Below are 24784 nucleotides of genomic sequence, written 5' to 3'. Positions count from 1 at the left end.
TTCTCCTCAGCTTTAGCTGACTTTTCCCCTTTGACGAAGTCAAACCTTTCACCAAAGTGCTTCGCACTTTATTTCATTTGCACTTATCTTATTCTTAACTCTACAGTATTAGCTATTAACCATGCAAAGTTCTGGCATATGCTCATGTAATGATACTGCTATTCCATCTTCTTCATTTGATGAAGTTATTTCATCTGCTATAGCTTTTAAGTCTTCTACAGCATTTGCCATAGCAACTCCGATTCCTGCATATTTAACCATTGATGCATCGTTATGCCCATCTCCAAAAGCAATCATTTCTTCTCTTTTATATCCCATTGGAATTAGGACTGTATCTAAAGCTTTAGCTTTATCAATTCCATTAGCAGTAAATTCAAAATAGAATGGTGCTGTAAACATACAACTTAATTTATCCTTAAAAGGCTCCATCATAGCTTTATAATTTTCTGCTAAATAATCTGCCTCTCCTGCAGTTAAAATTTTATTTAGTGGATAATCAGCAAATGCTGCTAAATCAGCTTTTTCACATAATTTAAACTTTCCTCCACGAGACTCGTATTGAATTATATTAAATGGTTTACCATTAACCTCTATCTCATTATCAAAAACATCATTAACATACATATAGTCGCCTTTATCAATCATAGGCTTAACTTTAAAATTTTTCATATGCTCAAGAACAGCTTGTCCCTCTTCTACTGTCATAGTTTGATTGAATAAAACTTCATTAGTCTCACAATCTACCACCTTTGCTCCATTAAAAGAAACTAAAAGACCGTTATATTTATCCATTTTTAATTCTTTAGCAAAATCCATTAATCCTGATGTAGGTCTCCCTGATGCTAGTATTAATTTTGCTCCTGCTTCTTGTGCTTTAAGTAAAGTTTCTTTAGTTTTTTCTGTAATTACCTTTTTACTATTAGTTAATGTTCCATCTACGTCCATTATTATTACTTTTATACTCATAATATTCTCCATTCCTTCCATTACTAATTATTACAATTGATAGATAAAGAAATTATCTTATATATAAATATTTTGAGGAATTATATCAAAATATTTATTAGTATGTGCTTTTTACCTTTAATAAAATAATTTTTCTTTATCTATCTCTACAAGAGAAATTATAATTAATATAAAAATAAAATAAATATTTTTGGAATCTAAAGAATTATTTTTTCATTTTTCTATACATATTTATAACTTTTTTGAAAAATCTTTATCATAATATCAACTTTTTCAACCTATTTAATTTATTATAAAGAAAAGACTATTATCTTAAGAAATAATAGAGATATTATTAACTTTATTAATAGTTACCATAGATTAAATTAAATTCTTATTAGCAGAATAACTAATAAGAATTTTTTCATAATCATACCTAATTTAACATAATAATTTAATTATTTGCACAAAATACTTTTAATATTACTACACACTAAATATATTTTCTCGCTGACTATCAATTTAATAGGCACATAATAAAATCAAAGGAGTGTTTTCAAATGTTTAAAGTAGATAGACACAAGTGTATAGCTTGTATGCAATGTATTAAGGATTGCCCTGCTCGTGTAATTTCATTAAAAGATGGAAAAGCAGATATTAATAATGAAGGTTGTATTAAATGTGGACACTGTATAGCAATATGTCCCGTAGATGCTGTTTCAACAGATGATTATAACATGAACGAGGTAATACCTTATGACAAAGAAACCTTTTCTGTAGACGCTGATAATCTCTTAAACTTTATTAAATTCAGAAGAAGCGTTAGAAGATTTAAAAATAAAGAAGTTGAAAAGGAAAAGATAATGAAAATTATCGAAGCTGGAAGATATACTCAAACTGCAACTAATAGCCAAGACGTTTCTTATATAGTAGTTACTGAAAAACTAAATAAACTTAAAGAATTAGCTTATGAAAGCTTAAAAAGAAAAGGTGAATATATATTAGCAAATTTAACACCTGAAACAGAACACCTTAAGAGATATGCTAATATGTGGCTATATAGTTATAATGAATTCAAGAAGGACCCAATAAAAAATGATAGACTATTCTTTAATGCTCCCCTTTCAATATTTGTTACTTCACCAAATCCACTAAATGGTGGTTTAGCATCTTCAAATATGGAACTTATGACTGATGCATTAGGTCTTGGAACCTTCTTTAGTGGCTTCCTACAAATTGCTGCTCAAGATAATAAAGAAATACTAGATTTACTTGGAATAGAAGATAGTAAATTAATAATTTCATGTTTAGTAATTGGATACCCTGATGTTAAATATCAAAGAACTGCCCCAAGAAAAACTGCCAATATTAATTGGATATAGCACTATAAGTCGGCATAATATGCCGACTTATCTATCATAATTGCTATTTATTTTACTTTATAATCATAAAATTGAAAAAGAATATCCTAATAAAAGAAGATGATTCATGTTCAATACATAAATTATCTTTTTTTAATTGCATTCCCATATAAAATTATTATGATTAACTATATAGGGTACATTTTAAATTGTATGAATATATGGTATTTTAATATTATTTAATTCCTGCTAATAATTCTTTAGCTTTACTTATTTGTTCTTTCTTAACATTTATAATATTTTCAGCTACTTTCTTAACTACTTCATTATCAGAATATTTTAAGTAAGTATTTGCTAACGCTATATCTGCTTCATTATTTAAATTCATTATATTTAAATAATTCTTAGCTGGATCTTCATATCTTTCATAAGCATATAAATTATTAAATCTACCTTTAAGTAAACTATTGAACTCTTTAACGTATGCCTCGTTTCCTTTAGTAGGTTTATTCATATCTTTAGCTAAATCTTTTTTTATGATTCTCATTTCTCTTAATTCACCATTTTCAGCAGATAATAAATCATTTGCATATTCAAGTACTTCAGGATTATCAGTATATCCTTGAATAATAGTAGAAAGCTGTATTTCTTCAGTATGTAATGCTATCATCTCATTAATAAAATTATAATCAATGTTTTCAGTAATAGGTAATACTTGCATAGTTTTTTCCATTCTCTTTATTATTCTTTCAGATTCATTATCAAACTCACTATACCTACTTTCTTCCATAACATAATCATTGTTAACTTCTGTCTTTTCTAAAGCATATACTGGTTTAACCATAAAACTAGTAAACAATAAAAGAACTAATAAATACTTTTTCATAATAGTGCCTCCTATAATATAACAATTTATTTTTTTTCATAAAAATACTACTGATATTACTAAACACTAAATATATTTCCCTGCTAATCATCAAATTATTATGTTATAGCAAAATTACAAAAAATTTCTAAAAAAAATGCTACCTTAAAACAATTTTAACAATAAAATTTTTATTAAAATAACTATTGTTTAACTGTTTTGAGGTAGCTATATATTATTAAGGAGGTATCTGTTAGCATAATAAAACAAAACTATCTTCAATTACTTACCCAACTTTTAAATTCTTCATCGGTAGCAAGAACGTAATGAGTTCCTCCTACATGTTGTTCTTTACCTTTACTATAATCTATTCCACTAGTCTCATAACAATACTCTTCTGCTATTCTCACTTTTTCTACTATAGGATTAGGATGTGGAATAGCTGATATTAAAGATTTTGTATATGGATGTATTGGATTTGAAAATATCTCTTCTGTAGTTCCTGTTTCTAATAGATTTCCTAAATGTAAAACACCAATTCTATCGGAGATATATTTAACCATTGATAAATCATGAGCTATAAATAAAAATGCTATATTTGTTTCTTCTTGTATATCCTTCATTAGGTTTACAACTTGAGCTTGAATTGATACATCTAATGCACTTATAGCTTCATCTGCAATTATAAGTTTTGGATTCATAATAAGAGCTCTTGCTATTCCTATACGCTGTCTTTGTCCTCCTGAAAATTGATGTGGATATCTACTTGCGTGCTCTCTTGATAATCCTACTTTTTCTAATATTTTATATACTTTTTCTTCTCTTTCTTTTTTATCTTTACATAATCCATGAATGTCTAGACCTTGAGCTATTATATCTAAAACCTTCTTACGAGGGTTTAAACATGCCATAGGGTCTTGGAAAATCATCTGCATATTTGTCCTAAGATGCTTTTCTTCTTTTTTAGAGAGTTTTCCTGTTACATCAACTCCATCAAAAGTTATCTTTCCTCCTGTAGGATTATATAAACGAATAATAGACCTTCCAATAGTAGACTTACCACTTCCTGATTCACCAACAAGTCCATAAGTCTCTCCTTGATAAATATTAAAGGAAACTCCATTAACAGCTCTTACCATAAACTTTTTATTTACTTTAAAATACTGCTTTAAATTTTCAACCTTTAGCAAAGGCTTCTTCTCTTCCATACAGGTCCGCCTCCTTTAACATTCTATCTATCTTTAACTTAAGCTCTTCTGGCATATCTATTTTTGGTGCTTTTTCGTGAAGCAACCAAGTTGCTGCATAATGAGTGTCTGAAACTTTAAACATAGGAGGCTCTAATCTATAGTCTATTTTTAATGCATACATATTTCTTGGTGCAAAGGCATCACCTTTAACAGGCATTAAAAGATTCGGTGGACTTCCTGGTATTGTGTACAGCTTATTGTCATCTGTATCTAAATCCGGCATTGCTGATAAAAGTCCCCAAGTGTATGGGTGCTTTGGCTCATAAAATATTTCATCTACCTTACCTTTTTCAACTATTTTACCTGCATACATTACTGCTACATAATCTGCAACCTTTGCCACAACTCCTAAATCATGAGTTATATATATTACTGATAGATTCATCTTTCTTTGAATGTCTTTTATAAGCTCTAATATTTTAGCTTGAATAGTAACGTCTAAAGCTGTCGTTGGCTCATCACATATTAAAAGGTCTGGGTTACAAGCAAGTGCTATAGCTATAACAACTCTTTGTCTCATTCCTCCTGAAAGCTGATGAGGATAGTTTTTCATACGCTTTTCAGCATCATTTATCCCAACAAGCTTTAATAGCTCTACAGCTCTATCATAAGCTTCCTTCTTAGACTTTTTATAGTGATAAATCATTCCCTCCATTATTTGTTTTCCGATTGTCATCGTAGGGTTTAGAGATGTCATAGGGTCTTGGAATATCATCGCTACCCTCTTCCCATTAATTCTATCTCTCATTTCTTTTTTAGATAGTTTTAATAAATCTACATCTATCTTTTCATCATCCCTATAATAAGTAAAATTAACAGTACCAGAATTTATTTCTCCATTATTGCTTAATATGCCCATAACAGATTTCATTGTAACTGACTTACCACTACCACTTTCACCTACTATAGCTAATGTTTCACCTCTATATAAATCAAGCTCTACTCCTCTAATTGCATTTACCTTACCTTGTGATGTTGTAAAAGATATGGATAAATCTCTAATTTCTAATACTTTTTCTCTCATCTACATCCACCTCCTACATTTCCTTCATCTTAGGGTCGAAAGCATCACGAAGTCCATCTGCTAGCATATTAAAGCTAAGCATTAATAGTGCTAAAACTACTACTGGTGGTATTATCATATAAGGATGTGTTGTAAATGACTTAAATGCTTCACTTATAAGTGAACCTAAAGATGCCATAGGTGCTGGAACTCCAAGTCCTATAAATGCCAAAAATGCTTCTGTAAATATTGCATTTGGAATTGAGAACATTGTATTTGTAATTATTTGACCAAAAATATTAGGTAATATCTCTTTAAAAATTATAAAGAAATTTCTTGCTCCTAAAGTTCTTGATGCTAATATAAATTCCTGTTCTTTTAATTTTAAAACTTGTGCTCTAGCTATACGACTCATACCAATCCATCCCGTAATCATAAGAGAAAATGTAATTGTTAAAAGTCCAGGCTTCAGTACAATTATAAGCAAAGTAACTATTACAAGATTAGGTATCCCATTTAATATTTCAGCAAATCTTTGCATTGCATTATCAATAGCTCCACCAAAATAACCTGAAATAAGTCCATAGCTTAGACCAAAAAGCATATCTATTAAAACTGCAACTAATGCTATATATAAAGATATCCTTGTTCCCATCCATGTCCTAGTAAATATATCTCTACCTAAAACATCAGTTCCAAACCAGTAATAAGTATCTTCAAGTCCTGTAACACTACCATTTGCTGATACATATTTATTAACTTCTACTACCCCTGATGATGTTGTCATCTTTTCACTACCATCAAATATCCCCAACTTCTCTAACCCTGGAATTCTTGGTGCTAAATTTTGATGAGCTATTATTTGAGAGTCATAAGTATGTTCATTTAATCCAACTCCAATTACAGCCATAAATATTATTAAAACTATACATATTAATCCGATTATTGCACCTTTATTTTTAACAAATCTACTCAATACATCTTTCCAATAAGGTTGACTAGCATAGGTAGTATCAATAGTAGCTACATTTTCTGAACCAACTAATTCAAAATCATCGTCTAAAAAATCTAATTCTATATCTCTTGCAACTACATTACTCATGGTTATCCTCCTTTGCTAATCTTATTCTTGGGTCAATTACTCCGTATAATATATCAACTATAAGCATTATTCCTATATACATTGCACTATAAATAAATGCTAAAGCCATAATTACGTTATAATCATTTGATTGTATAGCTGTAACTAAAAGGCTTCCTATTCCAGGAATAGAAAATATCTTCTCTATAACTAAACTACCTGTCATAAGACCTACAACAAGTGGTGCTAAAACTGTTATTATTGGAATTAATGCATTTCTTAATTCATGTCTAACTATTAATTTTGCTCCTTTTATCCCCTTACTTTCAGCTAAAAGTATATAATCTGAATCTATTACCTCTAGCATCTCTGTCCTTGTAAATCTAGCTATTGTAGCTACTGTAAACATACATAAAGCAATTGTCGGTAATATAGAAGATTTAAATGGTGTTCCGGTAGAATAAAGAAGTGGAAACCATTTTAATTTAAATCCTAAAGAATATGAAAGTGCTAAAGCAAATACATATGATGGTAAGCTAACACCTAAAACTGAGATTATTGTTGTTATTGTATCCCAAATTTTATTATGATTTAGTGCTTCTGTTATACCTAAAATCAATCCTACTATAGTTCCTAAAAGAACTGCTTGTCCTCCTATTTTTAGAGAAATAGGCAATCTTGTTTTAAGTAAAGTTGATATAGGTGTATTTTTAGCTATTGTGTATGAAACTCCAAAGTCACCAGTAATCATGTTCTTCACATAATTGAAAAATCTTATATATATAGGCTGATCTAATCCATATTTCGCATTTAATATAGCTATTTGATCTGCTGTTAATTTTTCATCATTAAATGGAGAGCCTGGCATAAATTCTAGCATTAAAAATAATACTAAAAGGATGGCTAATAGAGTTAACACCGCGATACATATTCTCTTAAACAAATATTTTTTCATCGTGTTTGCCTCCTTTAAACAATATTACAGTGGCTAAACTTAGACCACTGTAACATTTGTTAATACATCTTAATTTTTAGTAGCATTCTTAAATACTCTATTAATACCTACTGAGTGGAACTCAATTCCTGAAACATTACTCTTAATCATTACAGCATTACCTTTTTGGTAAACTGGGAATATAACTGCTTCATCCATTACTACAGCTTCAGCTTCTTTAAGTGCTTCCCATCTCTTTTCAACATCTAATGCTAATTCACCTTTTTTAGCTGATTGAATTACTGCATCATAATCTGGATTTGACCAGAAACCATAGTTGTTAGCACTATCTGTAGTCCACATATCTAAGTAAGTCATTGGGTCTGCATAGTCAGGTCCCCATCTAGTTAATCCTAATTCAAATGTACCTTCTTGCATTCTTTCAACTCTGTTCTTCTTAGGCATAACTTCAAGATTTATAGTAACACCTGGAAGTGTAGTTTGAATTTCTGCTTGAATAAATTGTGCTACATTTTGAGCTGATTCTGTATCTTCAACTATCATTGTATAAGTAAATGAATCTTTACCTAATTCTTCTTTAGCCTTTTCAAAATATTCTAAAGCTTTTACTTTATCACAAGAAAGATAAGTAGGAGTTCCGTCTCTAAAGTCCTTACCATCTGGTCCTGTTGCTAATAATGTTGGTACTGCAAAATCTGCTACTATAGAACCATCTTTTAATATATTATTTACTATCGCATCTTTATCAAAAGACATAGCTAATGCTTTTCTTAAATTTTCATTTTCTAATCCAGCGACAGTTTGGTTAGGAGATATATACCAAAGGTATCCAGCCATTATGTTGTTAAACTCAGAGTCTCCTTGGAATTGCTCTACTTGTTCACCAGAAAGTGTAGCTACATCTAAATCTCCGTTTTGGTAAGCAAGCATAGTTTGTTGTGCATCCTTAATTACTTGATATTTAATACCAGAAAGACTAACTGCATCAGCATCCCAATAATCTTCATTTTTAACTAACTCTATTGTTGTTGCTGCTGGTTCATATGAAGTAACTTTAAATGGTCCATTACAAAGAATAGTATCTGGACTTGTTGCAAAACTATCACCACATTGATTAAAGAACTCTTCATTTACTGGTAAAAATGAAGGGAAAGACATTAAGCTTTCAAAGAATGGAACTGGGGTATCCAATTCAATTTCTAAAGTCTTATCATCTTTAGCCACAACTCCTAATTCGTCTAAATCCATTTCCCCAGATGCAATTGCATCAGCATTTTTTATACCTGCAATTCCTACTATAAATGCATATTCACTTGCAACATTAGGATCTACAAGACGCTTCCATGCAAATACAAAATCATTTGCAGTTACAGGGGTTCCATTTGTCCATTTTGCGTCTTTTAAAGTAATTGTATACTTTAATCCATCTTCACTCTTTTCAACAGTGTCTGCTAACGCCTTAATAGGTGACCCTGCTTCATCTACAGAGAATAACCCTTCAGTTACTGCAGCTAAAACTTCAAATGAAGTTCCATCTGTTGCAATTTGTGGGTCCATTGATGCTACTTCAACATCGATATGAACCTTTAAACTATCACTACTTTGGCTAGCAGCTCCATCTGTAGATGCTGATTGATTAGAATCTCCAGATGAAGTTCCGCCTGATGATGTACTACTATTTCCACATGATATCAGCCCCAATGACAATGCAGAAACAAGTACCAAGGATAATAATTGTTTAATCTTTTTCATCCTTTTGCCCCCTTATTAATTTTTATAAAAAACAAAACGAGGTTATAGTCTTTTGTTTAAGTCTTAACCCCGTTGTTTATTATATATTATTATAATGAGTTTATTTAATATTTGTCAATAATTTCCATTAGTTTTTTTTAATCTATCAATGATTTTCGTATTACATTATTTTTTTAATAATTTACTTAATACTTTTAATACAAACGTTTTCCAAGACACATTTGTATAATTTTCGTAAATTAATCCTAAAACTTTATAAATCCTTTAAATAACTGATATATTATTCTACAATATTTTAATGAATACTGATATTATTATCTTTATATTATTTCTTACTTTCTATTTTGAATATTGATATTTTTACATTCTTAATCAGTTTTATGTATACACTACAACTATATAATTAATTATTGTAAGTTGGTGAATTTGATTTGAATAAAATATCAAAAAGAGGTTTTGATTTAAATGATAAAAGATGGTTTTCTGAAAAAGAACTTATTAGACTACGAAAAGCTCACGAAGAAATAAAGTGGCTACTTAATAGAGATTATAAACTTGAATCTATAATAAACTTTGTTGGAAGTAGATATCAATTTTCTACTAGGCAAAGAGATGCTTTAAAGCGTGCTACTTGTAGTTCTGCAAATGAACTACTGAGAAAATCTAAAGAAATTAGTATTAATGATATAAAAGGACAATCTCTTAATATAGATGGATTTAATTTAATAATTAATTTAGAAGTTGCATTATCCGGAGGGACCTTAATAATAGGTGATGATGGATTAGTAAGAGATTTAGCTGGCCTTAGAGGCACTTATAAACTTATTGATAAAACTGATATAACCTTAGACTATATATTTAATTTCTTAAAGTCTATAAATATTGAAAGCATTAATATATATTTAGATTCTCCTGTGTCTAATTCAGGAAATCTTAAAATTAAAATTTTTGAATATGCTGAAAAATATAATCTTAATACAAGTGTAGAATTAGTAAATAACGCTGACGTTATTTTAGAAAAATTAAATAACGTAGTTACAAGCGATGCTACTATTCTTGATAAATGTATCAGCCATTTTAACTTGAGCAAAACAATAATAGATAAGTATATACAAGATGCAAATATAATTTCTTTAACATGATTTCTATAACTATATCTTAATTATTAAATATATTTTTACTATTTTAATTTAAACAAATAAGTCAGCATTATTGATATGATTACATAAATATAATCTCATATCTCTATGCTGACTTTATATTTTAACTTTTAATTTATTAACTAGAGCCTATCCTCCAATTTGTCCTTTAAGACCTTCGTTTAATACTACTTCTAAAAGCATATCCATATAGTCACTACTTAAGGTTTCTACTCCGTCAAGTATATAATTTCTATCTAATCCTGTGTACTTATCTTGACCCATTCGATGATAAGGAAGTAGGTGTAATCTAGTTACTCCTTTTAATGTTTTTGCAAATCTTGCAATATCTCTTATTTCTTCCTTAGTATGATTGAATGTTGGAATTACAGGAACTCTTATAATTAAATCAGAGTCTGACTCTGCAATTATTTTAGCATTTTCTAAAATAACCTTATTATCTCTTCCAGTAAACTTCTTATGCTTTTCTGAATTAGTATGCTTAATATCCATCAGAACAGTATCAACTTCTGAAATTATATATTTTACTATATCAGAATCTACTGCTGCTGTGGTTTCTATTGCAGTAGAAATTCCAATCTCATTACACTCGTGAAGTAAAGCTTTTGCAAATTCAGGCTGACACATACACTCTCCTCCTGATAAAGTTATCCCTCCACCAGAACGTTTATAATATGCTCTATCTTGCTTTATTTTTTCTAATACCTCTCTTACAGTTACATCCTGTCCTATAATCTTATTCTTTCCAGCTACAATCATATTCTCAATATCAAATCTTTGAGATTCTGGATTACAGCACCATTGGCACCTTAAAATACATCCCTTTAAAAATACTATTGTTCTAATTCCTGGACCATCATGTATTGAGAACTTTTGTATATCAAAAATTCTTCCCTTTACATCTAAATTACTCATATTATATCTCACCCTTCTAGAAACCTCTTTGTTCTGTACGGTTAATTATGTCATCTTGTAATGACCTAGATAGTGACGTAAATAATGCACTATATCCAGCAACACGAACTACTAAAGTCTTATATTTTTCTGGATATTTTTGAGCTTCAATTAATGTTTCTCTACTTACTACATTAAATTGAATATGACTTCCCTTTTGGTCAAAATACCCTCTAATAAAGTTAACAAAAGCCTCAAGGCCTGTTCTTCCAGCTAAAACTGATGGATGGAATTTTTGATTAAATAACGTTCCATTAGATGCTATTCCATGGTCAAGTCTAGCTACAGAATTAGCTGCTGCTGTAGGGCCATTAACATCTTTACCAGCTGAAGGTGATACACCATCTGCCACTGGGGTATAAGCTAATCTTCCATCTGGAGTTGCACCTGTTTGTGCTCCTAGAGGTACATTAGCTGAAACTGGATAAAGTCCAGCTTGGTATTGACCTCCTCTTGGATTTTTATAATTTTCTAAAGGTTTAGTATATACATAAGCTACATCTCTAGCAAATTGGTCTACTTCCTTAATATCATTTCCGAACTTAGGAACAGCTTCAATCATTTCTAGTAATTTATCATATTTAGCTTTCTTAGAATTATCTAAACTATCTAATGCAATTGTAGCTGATACTTGTGCAACTACCTCTGCATTTATAGCATGTCCATCATTCTCTAATTCCTTAATAACTTCTCTTGTTAGCTCTTCAACTCTTTCTAAAGATATACCTCGTCCATAATTATTTTCAAGTGCATCCTTATACTCAGCTAATGTTACCTTCTTTTCATCAAAAACTAATTTTTTAATTGCATATAAAGAGTCTGCCATATTTGCAATACCAAACCCTTGTGGTCCTGTAAAGTTATATATTGCTCCACCTTCTTGAACGCTCTTTCCTCTACTTATACAATCATCAACCATTGATGATAAATAAGGTAATGGACACCTTTCCATATGTGCCATATCTATAGAGTTATCCGCATTAACTAATAATTCTATACAATATTTCATTTGCTTTTTATAAGCATCATAAAACTCTTCAAATGTATTCATCTTAGTTACATCACCAGTTTCAACTCCAACAAGCTCTCCTTTATCATAACCATTACTAAATACTAACTCTAATGGTCTACACATATTAAAGAACGCCGCATCATGCCATCCATCTGTCTTTCCAGCCTTTTGAGGCTCAACACAACCTATTATGTTATATTCTCTAGCATCTGCTAAAGTAAGTCCACGATTAAGTAATGATGGAATTATAACTTCATCATTGTAATATGCAGGTAATCCAATTCCTGTACGAGTTAATTTAGCTGCTTTTATTAATAATTCATGAGGACTTCCATTCCATACTCTAACTGATAATGATGGTTGAGGTAGCATTACGTGCATTGATGCTTCAATTGCCATAAAAGATAAATCATTAGTTACATCAATACCTCCTGCATCTTGCCCTCCAACTATCAAGTTTTGGAATAAACCATAACCTGCAAAACCTTCTGCTGAACCAGCATCTCTTACTTTATTTAAATCATTTAATTTTACCCATATACAATCCATTAATTCTTGGGCAAACTCTTTAGTTATTTTTCCTGCATCTAAATCTGCCTTATAATATGGATACATATATTGGTCAAATCTACCTGGAGATATAGAATGTCCACTAGACTCTACTTGAAGTAACATTTGCACAAACCAAAAAGATTGGCATGCTTCATAAAAACTTCTTGCTCCTTTTGCTGGAACTCTTGCACAGTTTGATGCTATTTGTAATAGCTCTGCTTTTCTATTATTATCTTTACATTCTTTAGCCATATTAAGAGCTAATTCAGCATAACGATTAGCATAGTCTATTACTGCTTCACAACTTTCTATAACAGACTTTAAGAAATGACTTCTCTTAGCATAATCTTCATCTGCCACATTACATTTAGAAAGTTCCTCTTTTACCTCTTTTATAATTCCTTCATATCCTACCTCTAAAACCTTTTCATACTTTACCGTAACATGTCCAACTCCATTGTAATAATAATTTCCTGGAGTAAATATGTTATGTTCCATTGCTCTTATAGTTTCATCAGCCATATATGATGTTGCTAATTCACTAGTAGTCTTACCTTTCCAATACTTATAAACTTCTCTTAATATCTCTTTATTATCTTCAGATATGTAAAAAGGATCTGCACTTCTAGTCTCAACAGTGTCAAATTCTTTTTCTAACCATTCATAAGAAAACTCAGGGAACACCTGACAGCTTCTCGGAGCTTTAGTAGCACTTCCTACAATTAATTCATTTTCACGAATAATTATAGGAATATTTTTTAATATATGAGAAAATGCCTTGGCTCTTCTAACTATTATAGGTTGGCCTTCAGTTTCTTTATAGGATTCTGTTAAAAGTACAGCTCTATCTGATTCTATCTCTGGCAATTTCTCGAATAACTTATCTACAAGTTTTTGTATTCTTGGACTTTTATTGATTTCATAAATACTTTGACTCATGTTATCCTCCCATTTGTATATTACCCTTTTCTTTAATTTCATTTTATACCTATACATATTAATATACTCTTTTTTAGAATTTTTTCAATATTTTTACACTAATTATTGTTGTTTTATCTTTGTTTGTGTTGTATCTTTTTGGGTGTAACAAAAATAAAAACCTCACATTTCTGCGAGATTTTTATTTATCTATATTATTTTTTGCATTTAATTCTACCATAGTTAATATTTTAAAATAATTTTTTATACTCCTCTTTGTTCTTATACTGCTATTTCTTCTTTTTTATTTAATTTAGGTAATTCTATAATTCTATCACACACTCTATTAGCTAATTCAATGTTATGTGTAACTACAAGCATCCCCAATTCATTCTCTTGCGAGATTTTTAAAAGAAAATTCCATATTTGAGCTTGAGTTATAACATCAAGCATAGTACTTATCTCATCACAAACTAAAAATTTTGTTTCTGGCCCTAAAACTCTTGCTATACAAAATCTTTGTAGCTCTCCACCGGACAATTCATTTGGCCATCTATTAAACCAAGACTTTTCTATACCCATTTCTTGCAAAATATTGTTATCAACTTCCCATGCTTCATTTAATATTTTTGCCATTTTCCATCTTGGATTAACTGACTTTTCAGGATGTTGATAAATCATTTGAATTGGGCAATATATATTTTGGGGAAGTGCCTTACCATCCCATAAGACTTCACCTTTTTCTGGCTTTATATATCCAGATATTATTTTAGCTAAGGTACTTTTTCCATATCCTGATGGACCAACTAATGCAACTCTTTCTTTTGAATCTATAGTAAAGCTAACATCTTCAAGTATCCAAGGAGAACTTTTATTGTAACGATAACTTACATTTTTAACTTCAAGTAGCATTAATACATCTCACCTCTCCACCTCTTAATTTTCTCATTTCAATATTTTTATTGCATTCTTCAGTTCTCATATGGCATCTATCTCCAAATAGACACCCTGTTGGTAAATTTCCTGCATACGGTTGAAATCCTGGTATAGATTTAAACTTATTTTGTGGTAAAGCATCTATGAATGCCTTGCTATATGGATGTCTCAATGCATCTTTCCCTTTTATAAAATCATCTACTTTTGCTATTTCAACTATTGTTCCTGAATAAAAGACAGCTATTCTATCAGCTACATTTAATGCTAAATCCACATCATGAGTAATTAAAAGAATACCACATCCATTATCTGCGATATCTCTGAAATGCTTCAAAGTATCCATCGCTAGTTCTATATTTAAACCTGGAGTTGGTTCATCTGCTATAATTAACTTTGCATCATTCATTACAGCTGTTGCTATTAATACTCTCCTAGCCATTCCCCCCGATAGTTGAAATGGGTATTTGTCTTCAACATTATCTTCTAAATCATATTTTTTAAATATTTCTTTTCGTTTTTTTTCACTTCCATTAATTCCGATAACTTGCTTTCCAATCTTCATTAATGGATCTAAAAATTCTACGGATTGTGGTATAAAAGATATATCTTTTCCTCTAAGCTTTTTTAATCTTTTTTCTGTTAAATTTTCTCCGTAAAACTTTATATCACCTTTTATATTTGAATTGCCTGGAAGTATCCCCATTATTGCATGGGCAAGAAGACTTTTTCCAGAACCGCTTGACCCTACAACTGCTACTATTTCGCCTTTTTTTACATTTATACTTAATTCATGAATAACTTCTAAATCATTTTTATTTAAACCTTTATCATACATATTAAAAGCTACTGATAAATTATTTACTTCTAATGCAAATTCATCATATACACTCTTTGCATTATTCCTCATACCTTCCTCCTTATTAAACTAATATTTATCATAATTAAGAATATTACCACCATCTCTTAATTATCAATTTTGAAAATTATTCATTACCACTATTCGGATTTATTAATTGTTTAAGATTTTCGCCAATTACATCAAATAGTAATACAACACTCAATAACATAAGCCCTGGGAATAATGCAAGCCACCACTTTCCTGTTGCAATATGTTTCATAGCTTCTGATAATATTACACCAATTGCTGGAACTTCAGCTGGAAGCCCAAACCCTAAAAATGTTATAGATGCTTCATGCATAATAGCATGTGGAAATAATAGAACAACTCCAATTAAATATACTGGAAGAACATGAGGTATAATATGACTTATTGCTACTTGAAATTTACTTTTTCCCATCTTATAAGCTGCTTGTACATATTGTGCAGAGCGAACCTGTAATACCTCAGCTCTAACAAGTCTAGTCAATCCTGTCCAATGAGTTAATGAAACAGCTACAGTAACTCCTACAGCTCCTCTTCCAAGCATAAATGATATTAATATTAATAAAATAAGATGGGGAATTCCCATGCAAAGATCTACACACCAGTTAATAAATCTATCATACCATCCACCTATAATTGCAGATGAAACGCCAAATAAAAGTGCGATAAATGAGCTTACTACAGATGCAAAAATACCAATTAATATACTATTAGATAATCCCTTAATACATCTCCAAAACATATCTCTTCCCATAAAATCTGTACCAAATAGATGTCCTAAAGAAGGGCTAATAAATTTTGCAGAGTAATCTACAGCATATTTATCTGGATTCATCATTAACCCTACAATCAAAATTGTTACTAAGTAAATCACTGAAATAGTTATATAAAATACTATCCTTTTTCTTCTATTAGAAAATATTTGTATTCTTTTTTCCCCTAAATTAACTGAAGGGTTTTTAAGCATGATATCCCTCCTCTTTTAACCTTGGGTCTAAAATTCCATATAATATATTCGCAATTAAATTACCTGCAAATACAAATATAGCACTAAATATTGCAATCCCAAGTAATAGTGGAACATCTCCATTTAGTCCAGCAGCTGTTGTTGCCGTACCTAATCCTGGGTAAGAAAATACTGTCTCTGCTAATGCCATTCCTCCAAAAAGTTCGCTAAAAGATGAAAACTGTTCTGTAATTGCTGGCAATGCTATATTCCTTACTCCATGCCTAATAATTAATTGAATAGTACTTTCACCTCTTGCTTTTGCAAAAAGTATAAAATCACTATTTAATATTTCTATTAATTTTTGTCGTGTAAATAATGTTATTTTTCCTATACTTAAAACACTTAATGTGAAAGCTGGTAATATAAGATGATATATTCTATCCCCAATGGTTACATCTGACGCTAATTTTCCCATTGGTGCTGCTAATCCTATAGGAAACCAACCTAACTTAACTGCAAATAAACTTAAAACTAATAAGCCAATCCAAAAGGTTGGTGCTGATTGAAGAATAAGACAAAAAACTTTTATAACCTTATCAAAAATACTACCTTTATATACACCAGCTAGAATTCCAATTATAAATCCTAAAACACCAGAAAATATCCAAGCTACCATCATTAGCACTATTGAATATTGGAATCTTTCTAAAATTACTGTACTAACAGGTTGTTTAAATGTTATTGATGTTCCTAAATCACCTTGCAATACATTTTTTCCCCATGTTATAAATCTTTCCACTGGAGGGTCATTTAACCCCCAGTGTTCTGCTATTTCATCTTTTGCCTCTTTTGAAAGTGTAGATTCTGTTCCTACATATGATGTTAATGGGTCTATTGGAGATGATGTAACTAAAATAAACGCTATAATACTAACTGCAATTAAAAGTGATATCATCCTTAAAAATGTTGAACCTATATACTTTAATCTATTCATTAATCCTCCAATCCTTCATATTACAAATAATTGGTGAACCATGACCATGAGGATGAGCTATTTGAGTATCTACTGAAATATCAATAGAATCATTAACAAAATAACTATGCTCAATATTTACTATATATAAATAAGGATAGTCTTCTGCTGAAACAGCTTGTACTTCTTTCCACTTTTTAATTGCATCTTCTTGATTATTAGAATCTATTGCTTCATCTATTAATTTATCTACCTCTTTATTAGAATATCCAACTGTATTGTCATAAGCACCAACTAAGAATAACTCTGAATAAAGTAATGATTTTAATACTGTTGGACTATATTGTCCCCATCCCCATACTATTCCAGCTGTATTAGCCTTTGCAGTAAGTTCATCCCATGTTCCTTGTTTTGCATTTATAGATATACCTAATTCCTTTGCATCTTCAGACACTGCAACTGCTAATAAGTAACGTTGTTGGTCATTAGATGGTGAATATACATCAAATTCACATTTTACTCCGTCTTTTTCTCTAATTCCATCTCCATCTGAATCAACCCATCCAGCATCTTCTAAAAGTTTTTTTGCTTCTTCCCTTTGATTATCTTCATAAACTAAAGGATTTCCCCAAGTTAAATTAGTAGTGAACCCAGTAGCTGGTTTTCCTATACCATTTAAAGCATTATTTATTATTGATTCTCTATCTATCCCTATACTTAAAGCTTTACGAACTGCAACATCAGAAGTAACATTATTCCCTACTGTTACTTCATTCCCATCAGGATTCTTAACTACTTGCTCTGGTATACATGGCAAACTTATATTACGAACATCCATTGTTTCAAGATTTTCTATATGCATTCCATCTATTTCTTCAAGCGCATAATTTGGTGCTACCATAACTATATCTAATTGACCTGATTTTGCATTTGAAAATGCAGCTTCATTATCCATCTTTACAAAAGTTACTTGCTTAATTTCTGGTGCTCCTTCATAGTAATCTTCATTTGCCTGAACTATTATTTGTTGGTCTGTATCATATTGAATAACTTTCCATGCTCCTGTACCAATTGGATACTTATCAAATGTTTCACTATCATAAGCATCACTTGGAACAATACCTAATAAAGCTACCGAATCAAAGAATGGAGAGTAACTTTCTGATAATTTAAATTCAACTGTATAATCATCTAAAGCAGTTACTGATTCCAATCTTGAAAGATCTACATTTTCATTATTTCCTTGATTCTCTTTAACAGTTTCATAAGTAAAAACTACATCCTCTGCTGTAAAATCTGAACCATCATGGAATTTAACTCCTTCTCTTAAATTGAATGTATAAACTAAAGAGTCATCACTTATTTGCCAATCAGTAGCTAAATCTCCTTCATATTCTGACCCTGAATTAACCCTTGTTAATGCACAATTAGTAAAAGAATATCCATAGCTCATTGCTCCCTTAATTGGGTCTAAACTTCCTTCAAATATATTAGTTCCAACATATGCAGATATACTATCTTTAGCTTCAGTATTAACTACTACTTCTGTATTATCATCTGTATTTTTACTTGCTCCTTCACTTGCATTGTTACACCCTACAAACATTAAACTCATTGCAAAAATTAAAGATAACGCAATACTCCTTTTTCTCAATTAAATTCCCCCTATAACATGTTTTAAATTGCTACATTACTGAAATTTTATCATTTGTATTTTTTTACCACAAGCTTGGTGGGGGGTTGTTTTTTACATTTATTTAAATTAAAAATTATATTCAATAAAATCAAGTATCACTATTTCAAATCCTCTTTTTTGAAGTGTTTAAATGTTAATAAAAATCCAGCTATAGATACAAAAGCAATGATTGCTATTGATAGAAAAATTGGATAGCCTGTACTTTGTATTTTACCCTCTATTAGAAAAAATGTAGCTGTCCATGGGTATAATGCTCCAAAATCTTGATTAGTAAGTGCTGCACTACCCATAACGATAACAGCTGAAGCAATCACAGGTGCAACAAATCCCTTGGTTTTTTGAGCTATATAAGCAAAGGGGGAAACCGTTAAAAACATTAGCATACTGCCAAGTAAAAATTTCAATAACCATTCGATAGCAATAACTAAGTTATATCCATCCATACTGAAAACAGCATGATATATTCCAGATAAAATGAGTATACCTGCCCCTGTTACAAAGGTAAGCATAACAATCCAAAGTAACAGAGTACAAAACTTGCCAAGCAGTAGCTTTGTTCTTGAAATCGGTATTGGCAGTATAGTTTTTAATGTATTTTCTGTATATTCACGACTGAATAAGTAGGCAGTTATTACCACATATATCATCATATTGGTTAAAAGCATCATATACAGCAAACTGTTATCATAAACGTTAGCCAGTGTGAAAACACGCTCTGGATGTTCAAAGTGAGTTTGCAATGATTCTATAAACATCATAAATGGCGTAGACATAACACCTAAAATACTTATAAGCACCATTTTTGAATGCTTTAACTTTAATAATTCGCAGTAAATAATATTAAGCAATGCTGCCACCTCCAATCAATCCTGAAAAATAATTCTCTAGGTTTTCCTCGTTTGTATTTATCTTTGTTACCAACAAACCATTCTCTACGAAAGCTTTATTGATTTCCCCTGAGTTATGAGTAAAATCATAAATTTTTATTGTATTACCTTGTATGGAGTAGTCTTTAATCTGATAGTGATTTTCTAATATTTTTGCGGCTATTTCCACATTAGACAAATCAAATTCAATATATCTACGATTACGCTTGTGAAGCTCTGCCATGTTAACTTCTTCTATCAAGCGACCTTCGTGCATGACACCGATAATATCCGCAATCTGTTCAATCTCATTTAAAACATGACTTGAAATTAAAATAGTAGTCCCTTTGCTATGACTTAGCTCAGACAGGAACGAGCGAATTTCAGAAATACCAATAGGGTCAAGTCCATTTATGGGTTCATCAAGTATCAGTAGTTCCGGTTCATGCATAATTGCTGCTGCAATACCAAGTCGCTGTTTCATACCTAATGAATAATCAGCAAACACTTTCCTTGTTTCCTTTTCTAACCCAACAACTCGAAGTGCCTCTTGTACCGAATCTTTACTAAGTTGTCCTCGCAATTTAGCAATAATTTTCAAATTTTCATATCCTGTCAAATTACTATAAAAACCTGGTGTTTCAATAATAGAACCTATTTTTCCGTAAAGACTATGAGTATGTTCCTTATAATCTGTACCGAATAATCGAATTGCTCCTCCTGTCGGATAAACAAGCTGTAACATCATCTTCATTGCGGTTGTTTTTCCTGCTCCGTTTCTGCCAAGTAAGCCGTAGATTTTGCCTTTTGGCACATGAAGATTAATATTATCAACAACGGTAGTTGTTCCATATTGTTTAGTAAGATTTTCTGTTTCAATGATATTCATATATATCTGTCCTCTCTGTTATTTTGTATGTTGTGTTGACCACAATTTTATTATCTGACCTTATATCATAAAAACCAAGAAACCTATCGTCACAATAGAAAATAGGCCCTGACACTTTTCGTGTCAGAGCCTATTTTCAAAGGTTTATGCTGTTTTTTCACTTTATTTTACTCTGCTTAAACAATACAAATATTTTCGTTATAAAAATCAAAAATAGAAATGTTGTCACATATGGTTCTCTTGCCATAGCAAAAAAGCAGGTTGCCACAACTCCTAATACTACAGAACATTTTGTGATGTAGTTGCACCATAACTCTCTATCAAGTCGGATGAATATAAGTTTAGCAATACCAATACTAATCAAAGCAATAAAAATAATCCAATAGATTGCAAGATTTATTGGTGTAGAGTCTGTAAATGATATCAGGTTAACGGAATAGATATAATCTCCTACTCGTTTTCCATATAGAGGCAAAATAATAAATACAATCGCCATCAAATCCAGTACTGCACCAAGGATGTTGTAAATCTTATCCATATTAGAACTATTTTCTGTTTCCGCAATATTGATTAGTTCTTCGCCAGACAACAATTCATCAATCGAAATGGAAAATAGTTTAGATATACTTTTTAGCGATTCAATATTTGGGTAGCCTTTTCCACTTTCCCATTTTGAAACTGCTGTTCTCGATACATATAATTGCTCTGCAAGTTGTTCCTGTGTTAAATTTCTCTGTTTTCTAAGCTGTTGTAGCTTTTCATTAAACTCCAAAAATAAATCTCCTTCCCTTGTAATAAGCTAATAAATCTTATTTAAAATTTTCCTAATTTTAATATAACATTTATTCTATAGTCTAAAAAAACGACATCTATTTTGTAGTCTAAACTATCAAGGTACCCTTGTTAGATATTTTTTTACAGGGTACCTTGATACATAATTTTTTAACCAAAATCATTAAAATACTCAAATTATTTAAAACAAAGCTTTTTCAGCACTCTATTTCTCCACTACGTTACGAAATGCGGACTTAAATTCTAAACTCAATCTTCACTATCGTTCGATTTCATTAAGAATTTAATGTCTCTTCGTAAGCCTAACTACTGTCTCAGCAGTAGACTGTCTCCAATCAGTGTTCGCTTACACTCCACTTCTTGGACAGTCCTTGCATGGACGGTTGTAAAAGACTTACTTCGTCGTTGCTCTCCTTGTAAGTCTAACAACCGTCTCAGCATGAGGTGTATTTGGGAACATATCTTTTACTGTACTCTTTTCTACAGTATAGCCATGTTCTAGTAATACATCTAAGTTCTCGACCATAGTCTTTGGATTACATGAAACGTAGATTATTTCTGGTGCGTTAAACTTAATTACGTAATCTAAAGCCTTTGGTGAAACTCCACTTCTTGGTGGGTCTAATATTATTATATCTGGTTTTACTTTAACCTTTTTAATTGTCTCTGCAACGTCTCCTGCTATAAATTCACAGTTATCAAGTCCATTAAGCTTTGCATTTTCTTTTGCAGCTTCAACAGCTTCTTCTATAAGTTCAAGCCCTATAACCTTTTTAGCGTTTGGTGCAGCTATTTGACCTATAGTTCCTGTTCCACAATAAAGGTCAAATACAACTTTATTTTCTCCATCTCCCATAAATTCTCTTACTAAGCTATAAAGGCTTTCTGCTCCTTTAGAATTAGTTTGGAAGAATGAGAATGGAGATATCTTAAACTTAAGTCCTAATAAGTTTTCTACTATATAATCTCTTCCAAATAGCACATTAACCTTTTCTGGTATAACTGCATCAGATAATGAATTATTCTCAGTATGTAATACAGAAACTAATTCACCCTTATATTCTAAAGACTTAAGTAATTCTGTATACTCTGTTAAATCAAAATCTATTTGAGTAGTTGTAACTAAGTTAACCATTAGCTCACCTGTATTAGTTGCTTTTCTAATTACAAGATGTCTTAAATACCCTTCTCTCTTCATTACTCTATAGTATGGTAGGTTTTGTTTTCTAAAATATTCTACTGTAGCTGTAAGCACTTTTCTGAAATCTTCATCAATTATCATACAGTGGTCTACTGTTAATACACCGAAAGATTTACCTTTCATATGCATACCTAAAGTAAGCTCTCCACCTTTTTCCATATCTCCAAAGGTAAATTCCATCTTATTTCTATACTCCCAATGATTTTCGCTACCTTTTACTCCAAGGTACATTCCCATTGGTAAATCCTTTGAATCAAAAAGCTCGCATATTTCATGGCTTAATAAATCTAATTGTTTATCATAAGTTAAATTTTGTGAGCTACACCCACCACAAACTCCAAAATGTGGACATGGTGCTGGTATTTCATATTCTGCTTTTTCTAAAACTTCTACAAGCTTTGCTTCAGCATAGTTTTCTCTATTTTTCTTTATAGTTCCCTTAATTACTTGACCAGGGAAAGCCCCTTTCACATAAATCTTTTTCCCCTCTAGTTCCCCAACTCCCATTGATGGAAATTCAATATTATCAATCTTTACTGTTACTTGGCTTCCTCTTCTCATAGTACACTCCTAAAAATTTATTTTTTGTTTAACAAAGGAAAAACCACCTAATAAATTTCGGTGGTGTAAGTTCTTCGTAATAAATCAAAGACTTATAAAATAACTTATCTCAATACTATTTTTTTCCCTACTGTTTTTCCTTGTAATATCTCTTGTGATATTGGATAGTATAATACATTACTAATTATAAATACTATAAGAAACACTTCATCTCTCATAGCTATTTTATAACCTAGTACTCCTAATATTAAATCAAATACAACGAAAAGAATCAACGCTATTCCTACTGCTAATATTTGGTCTAAACATCCTGCTAGAATAACTTTAAAGTAATGTGAAAACTTTCCTTTAACTGTTACTACCTCTTCATATACTTCTTCTTCTGCAACATTTTCAACTTCTTCTTCAGTTAGGATTTGCTCTAGTTCTTTTTCAACTAAATTTTCTTGATCTTTTTCCAAATCTTACTCCTCCAATATTAAGATAAGACAAAAATCATTCCCCTATTTAAACTGATACTCCTTAGTTTGTAAAGTATATAATAAGAAATCATCAGTTATTGATATTGTCTCTCTTACTCCATCTAAATTATTTTCTATTGTAGTTACATTATTATTTCCTGTTATCATGTCGTAGATTTGTTGATTTAGCTCACTATAATCTCTTCCAGTCACTCCTGTGAATGCTTCAGAGAACGTAGAAAAAGAAGTTGCTCCAAAGTCAAATGTTCCTTCTTCTTCAATAGCTTTTTTATCTAATATTGATGAAATTTTCATTACAAGTTCACCAGATGCTAAATCTGTACCATATTGCTTAAATCCATAGTACATACTTTCTATTCTGTTTGGTTCTGGATCTTCAATATCTATATTTATATGATTATCATTTATAGATAATCCGTTTGTATCTTCTTTTACTTCTTCTGTTATCTCATAATCTAATCCATAAAAAGTAGCTGTTTCTTCTACTCTTGATAATATTTCTTTATTTAATTCAGCAACTTCTTCTCTAGTAAGGTCTTGTGACCATTCTCCTGGAAGTGCCTCTCTAGCTTCAACTTTTATATTTGTAACATCATTATTAGCATTCTCTTTATTATTAGAACACCCTATCATTCCTAATATAAGTACTGTGCTTAATCCTATAGCAACTGTTCTTTTTATCACAATTAATACCCCCTACGATATTCTATTTATATTAACATTATTTTTTCCTAAATTTAATTAATTA

At 30.7% G+C, this 24784-nt stretch carries 22 protein-coding genes; 2 read left to right on the top strand and 20 right to left on the bottom strand.

Annotated elements, in window-relative coordinates; genetic code table 11:
- Positions 1-108: 108 nt before the first annotated feature.
- Positions 109-969 carry a Cof-type HAD-IIB family hydrolase gene (locus tag H8S10_RS02840; protein ID WP_186837906.1) on the bottom strand — a complete coding sequence of 287 codons (861 nt, stop codon included), beginning with the start codon at positions 967-969 and terminating at the stop codon, positions 109-111.
- 536 nt (positions 970-1505) lie between these two features.
- On the opposite strand from H8S10_RS02840, the gene H8S10_RS02835 reads away from it, so the two are divergent.
- The gene (locus H8S10_RS02835) at positions 1506-2327 is read left to right on the top strand and encodes a nitroreductase family protein (protein WP_186837883.1); all 822 of its coding nucleotides are present in this window, start codon (positions 1506-1508) and stop codon (positions 2325-2327) included.
- A gap of 214 nt (positions 2328-2541) precedes the next feature.
- On the opposite strand, the gene H8S10_RS02830 is transcribed toward H8S10_RS02835, so the two are convergent.
- The 6 genes from H8S10_RS02830 to H8S10_RS02805 form a co-directional block, all read right to left on the bottom strand.
- Positions 2542-3192 (bottom strand): DUF305 domain-containing protein, encoded by a 651-nt coding sequence (locus H8S10_RS02830; RefSeq protein ID WP_186837882.1) that lies wholly within the window; start codon positions 3190-3192, stop codon positions 2542-2544.
- Between the two features lie 257 nt (positions 3193-3449).
- On the bottom strand, positions 3450-4379 hold the full coding sequence (locus tag H8S10_RS02825) for an ATP-binding cassette domain-containing protein (protein WP_055268031.1): 930 nt from the start codon (positions 4377-4379) through the stop codon (positions 3450-3452).
- The gene (locus tag H8S10_RS02820; RefSeq protein WP_186837881.1) at positions 4348-5445 is read right to left on the bottom strand and encodes an ABC transporter ATP-binding protein; all 1098 of its coding nucleotides are present in this window, start codon (positions 5443-5445) and stop codon (positions 4348-4350) included. The genes H8S10_RS02825 and H8S10_RS02820 overlap by 32 nt, the downstream gene beginning before the upstream one ends.
- Before the next feature lie 13 nt (positions 5446-5458).
- Positions 5459-6526 carry an oligopeptide ABC transporter permease gene (gene opp3C, locus H8S10_RS02815; RefSeq protein ID WP_055268027.1) on the bottom strand — a complete coding sequence of 356 codons (1068 nt, stop codon included), beginning with the start codon at positions 6524-6526 and terminating at the stop codon, positions 5459-5461.
- The gene (locus H8S10_RS02810; protein ID WP_186837880.1) at positions 6519-7460 is read right to left on the bottom strand and encodes an ABC transporter permease; all 942 of its coding nucleotides are present in this window, start codon (positions 7458-7460) and stop codon (positions 6519-6521) included. Before H8S10_RS02810 ends, opp3C begins: the two co-directional genes overlap by 8 nt.
- A gap of 69 nt (positions 7461-7529) precedes the next feature.
- The gene (locus H8S10_RS02805) at positions 7530-9212 is read right to left on the bottom strand and encodes a peptide ABC transporter substrate-binding protein (protein WP_055268023.1); all 1683 of its coding nucleotides are present in this window, start codon (positions 9210-9212) and stop codon (positions 7530-7532) included.
- Positions 9213-9643: 431 nt separating this feature from the next.
- On the opposite strand from H8S10_RS02805, the gene H8S10_RS02800 reads away from it, so the two are divergent.
- Positions 9644-10354, top strand: a complete 711-nt coding sequence (locus H8S10_RS02800; RefSeq protein WP_207731824.1) for a DUF434 domain-containing protein — start codon at positions 9644-9646, stop codon at positions 10352-10354.
- A gap of 147 nt (positions 10355-10501) precedes the next feature.
- Here the strand turns inward: H8S10_RS02800 and H8S10_RS02795 are convergent, their stop codons facing one another.
- From H8S10_RS02795 to H8S10_RS02735, 13 genes are all read right to left on the bottom strand, one after another.
- Complete coding sequence (locus H8S10_RS02795; protein WP_186837879.1) at positions 10502-11287, bottom strand: glycyl-radical enzyme activating protein; 786 nt, start codon at positions 11285-11287, stop codon at positions 10502-10504.
- 16 nt (positions 11288-11303) lie between these two features.
- Positions 11304-13829: a glycyl radical protein gene (locus tag H8S10_RS02790; protein ID WP_186837878.1), complete on the bottom strand. Its 2526-nt coding sequence runs from the start codon at positions 13827-13829 to the stop codon at positions 11304-11306.
- Between the two features lie 261 nt (positions 13830-14090).
- Positions 14091-14720: an ATP-binding cassette domain-containing protein gene (locus H8S10_RS02785; RefSeq protein WP_186837877.1), complete on the bottom strand. Its 630-nt coding sequence runs from the start codon at positions 14718-14720 to the stop codon at positions 14091-14093.
- Entirely contained in the window at positions 14710-15651 is a 942-nt protein-coding gene (locus H8S10_RS02780) for an ABC transporter ATP-binding protein (protein ID WP_186837876.1), read from the bottom strand. Before H8S10_RS02780 ends, H8S10_RS02785 begins: the two co-directional genes overlap by 11 nt.
- Before the next feature lie 76 nt (positions 15652-15727).
- Entirely contained in the window at positions 15728-16594 is an 867-nt protein-coding gene (locus H8S10_RS02775; protein WP_186837875.1) for an ABC transporter permease, read from the bottom strand.
- Positions 16587-17570 carry an ABC transporter permease gene (locus H8S10_RS02770; RefSeq protein WP_186837874.1) on the bottom strand — a complete coding sequence of 328 codons (984 nt, stop codon included), beginning with the start codon at positions 17568-17570 and terminating at the stop codon, positions 16587-16589. The genes H8S10_RS02775 and H8S10_RS02770 overlap by 8 nt, the downstream gene beginning before the upstream one ends.
- The gene (locus H8S10_RS02765) at positions 17563-19203 is read right to left on the bottom strand and encodes an ABC transporter substrate-binding protein (protein ID WP_186837873.1); all 1641 of its coding nucleotides are present in this window, start codon (positions 19201-19203) and stop codon (positions 17563-17565) included. The genes H8S10_RS02770 and H8S10_RS02765 overlap by 8 nt, the downstream gene beginning before the upstream one ends.
- A gap of 140 nt (positions 19204-19343) precedes the next feature.
- Positions 19344-20093, bottom strand: a complete 750-nt coding sequence (locus H8S10_RS02760; protein WP_186837872.1) for an ABC transporter permease — start codon at positions 20091-20093, stop codon at positions 19344-19346.
- A complete protein-coding gene (locus H8S10_RS02755) occupies positions 20086-21000 on the bottom strand; it encodes an ATP-binding cassette domain-containing protein (protein ID WP_186837871.1) in 915 nt (304 codons plus the stop codon). The genes H8S10_RS02760 and H8S10_RS02755 overlap by 8 nt, the downstream gene beginning before the upstream one ends.
- Before the next feature lie 157 nt (positions 21001-21157).
- Entirely contained in the window at positions 21158-21772 is a 615-nt protein-coding gene (locus H8S10_RS02750; RefSeq protein ID WP_186837870.1) for a helix-turn-helix transcriptional regulator, read from the bottom strand.
- 414 nt (positions 21773-22186) lie between these two features.
- The gene (rlmD, locus tag H8S10_RS02745; protein WP_186837869.1) at positions 22187-23554 is read right to left on the bottom strand and encodes a 23S rRNA (uracil(1939)-C(5))-methyltransferase RlmD; all 1368 of its coding nucleotides are present in this window, start codon (positions 23552-23554) and stop codon (positions 22187-22189) included.
- A gap of 104 nt (positions 23555-23658) precedes the next feature.
- On the bottom strand, positions 23659-24015 hold the full coding sequence (locus H8S10_RS02740) for a hypothetical protein (protein ID WP_186837868.1): 357 nt from the start codon (positions 24013-24015) through the stop codon (positions 23659-23661).
- 42 nt (positions 24016-24057) lie between these two features.
- Positions 24058-24720 (bottom strand): hypothetical protein, encoded by a 663-nt coding sequence (locus H8S10_RS02735; RefSeq protein WP_186837867.1) that lies wholly within the window; start codon positions 24718-24720, stop codon positions 24058-24060.
- Positions 24721-24784 lie beyond the last annotated feature (64 nt).

Origin of the sequence: Clostridium sp. NSJ-49, from assembly GCF_014287725.1 — a bacterium.
In the GTDB taxonomy this organism is placed as follows: domain Bacteria; phylum Bacillota; class Clostridia; order Clostridiales; family Clostridiaceae; genus Clostridium; species Clostridium disporicum_B.
This window is presented reverse-complemented; position numbering and strand designations above follow the sequence as displayed.

Excerpts from the sequence above, each read along its gene's own strand:
- H8S10_RS02795 (WP_186837879.1), bottom strand. The coding sequence starts at position 11,287 with ATGAGTAATTTAGATGTAAAGGGAAGAATTTTTGATATACAAAAGTTC.
- H8S10_RS02780 (WP_186837876.1), bottom strand. The coding sequence starts at position 15,651 with ATGAGGAATAATGCAAAGAGTGTATATGATGAATTTGCATTAGAAGTA.
- H8S10_RS02770 (WP_186837874.1), bottom strand. The coding sequence starts at position 17,570 with ATGAATAGATTAAAGTATATAGGTTCAACATTTTTAAGGATGATATCA.
- opp3C (WP_055268027.1), bottom strand. The coding sequence starts at position 6,526 with ATGAGTAATGTAGTTGCAAGAGATATAGAATTAGATTTTTTAGACGAT.
- H8S10_RS02820 (WP_186837881.1), bottom strand. The coding sequence starts at position 5,445 with ATGAGAGAAAAAGTATTAGAAATTAGAGATTTATCCATATCTTTTACA.
- H8S10_RS02790 (WP_186837878.1), bottom strand. The coding sequence starts at position 13,829 with ATGAGTCAAAGTATTTATGAAATCAATAAAAGTCCAAGAATACAAAAA.
- H8S10_RS02825 (WP_055268031.1), bottom strand. The coding sequence starts at position 4,379 with ATGGAAGAGAAGAAGCCTTTGCTAAAGGTTGAAAATTTAAAGCAGTAT.
- rlmD (WP_186837869.1), bottom strand. The coding sequence starts at position 23,554 with ATGAGAAGAGGAAGCCAAGTAACAGTAAAGATTGATAATATTGAATTT.
- H8S10_RS02805 (WP_055268023.1), bottom strand. The coding sequence starts at position 9,212 with ATGAAAAAGATTAAACAATTATTATCCTTGGTACTTGTTTCTGCATTG.
- H8S10_RS02775 (WP_186837875.1), bottom strand. The coding sequence starts at position 16,594 with ATGCTTAAAAACCCTTCAGTTAATTTAGGGGAAAAAAGAATACAAATA.
- H8S10_RS02830 (WP_186837882.1), bottom strand. The coding sequence starts at position 3,192 with ATGAAAAAGTATTTATTAGTTCTTTTATTGTTTACTAGTTTTATGGTT.
- H8S10_RS02785 (WP_186837877.1), bottom strand. The coding sequence starts at position 14,720 with ATGCTACTTGAAGTTAAAAATGTAAGTTATCGTTACAATAAAAGTTCT.
- H8S10_RS02755 (WP_186837871.1), bottom strand. The coding sequence starts at position 21,000 with ATGAATATCATTGAAACAGAAAATCTTACTAAACAATATGGAACAACT.
- H8S10_RS02810 (WP_186837880.1), bottom strand. The coding sequence starts at position 7,460 with ATGAAAAAATATTTGTTTAAGAGAATATGTATCGCGGTGTTAACTCTA.
- H8S10_RS02835 (WP_186837883.1), top strand. The coding sequence starts at position 1,506 with ATGTTTAAAGTAGATAGACACAAGTGTATAGCTTGTATGCAATGTATT.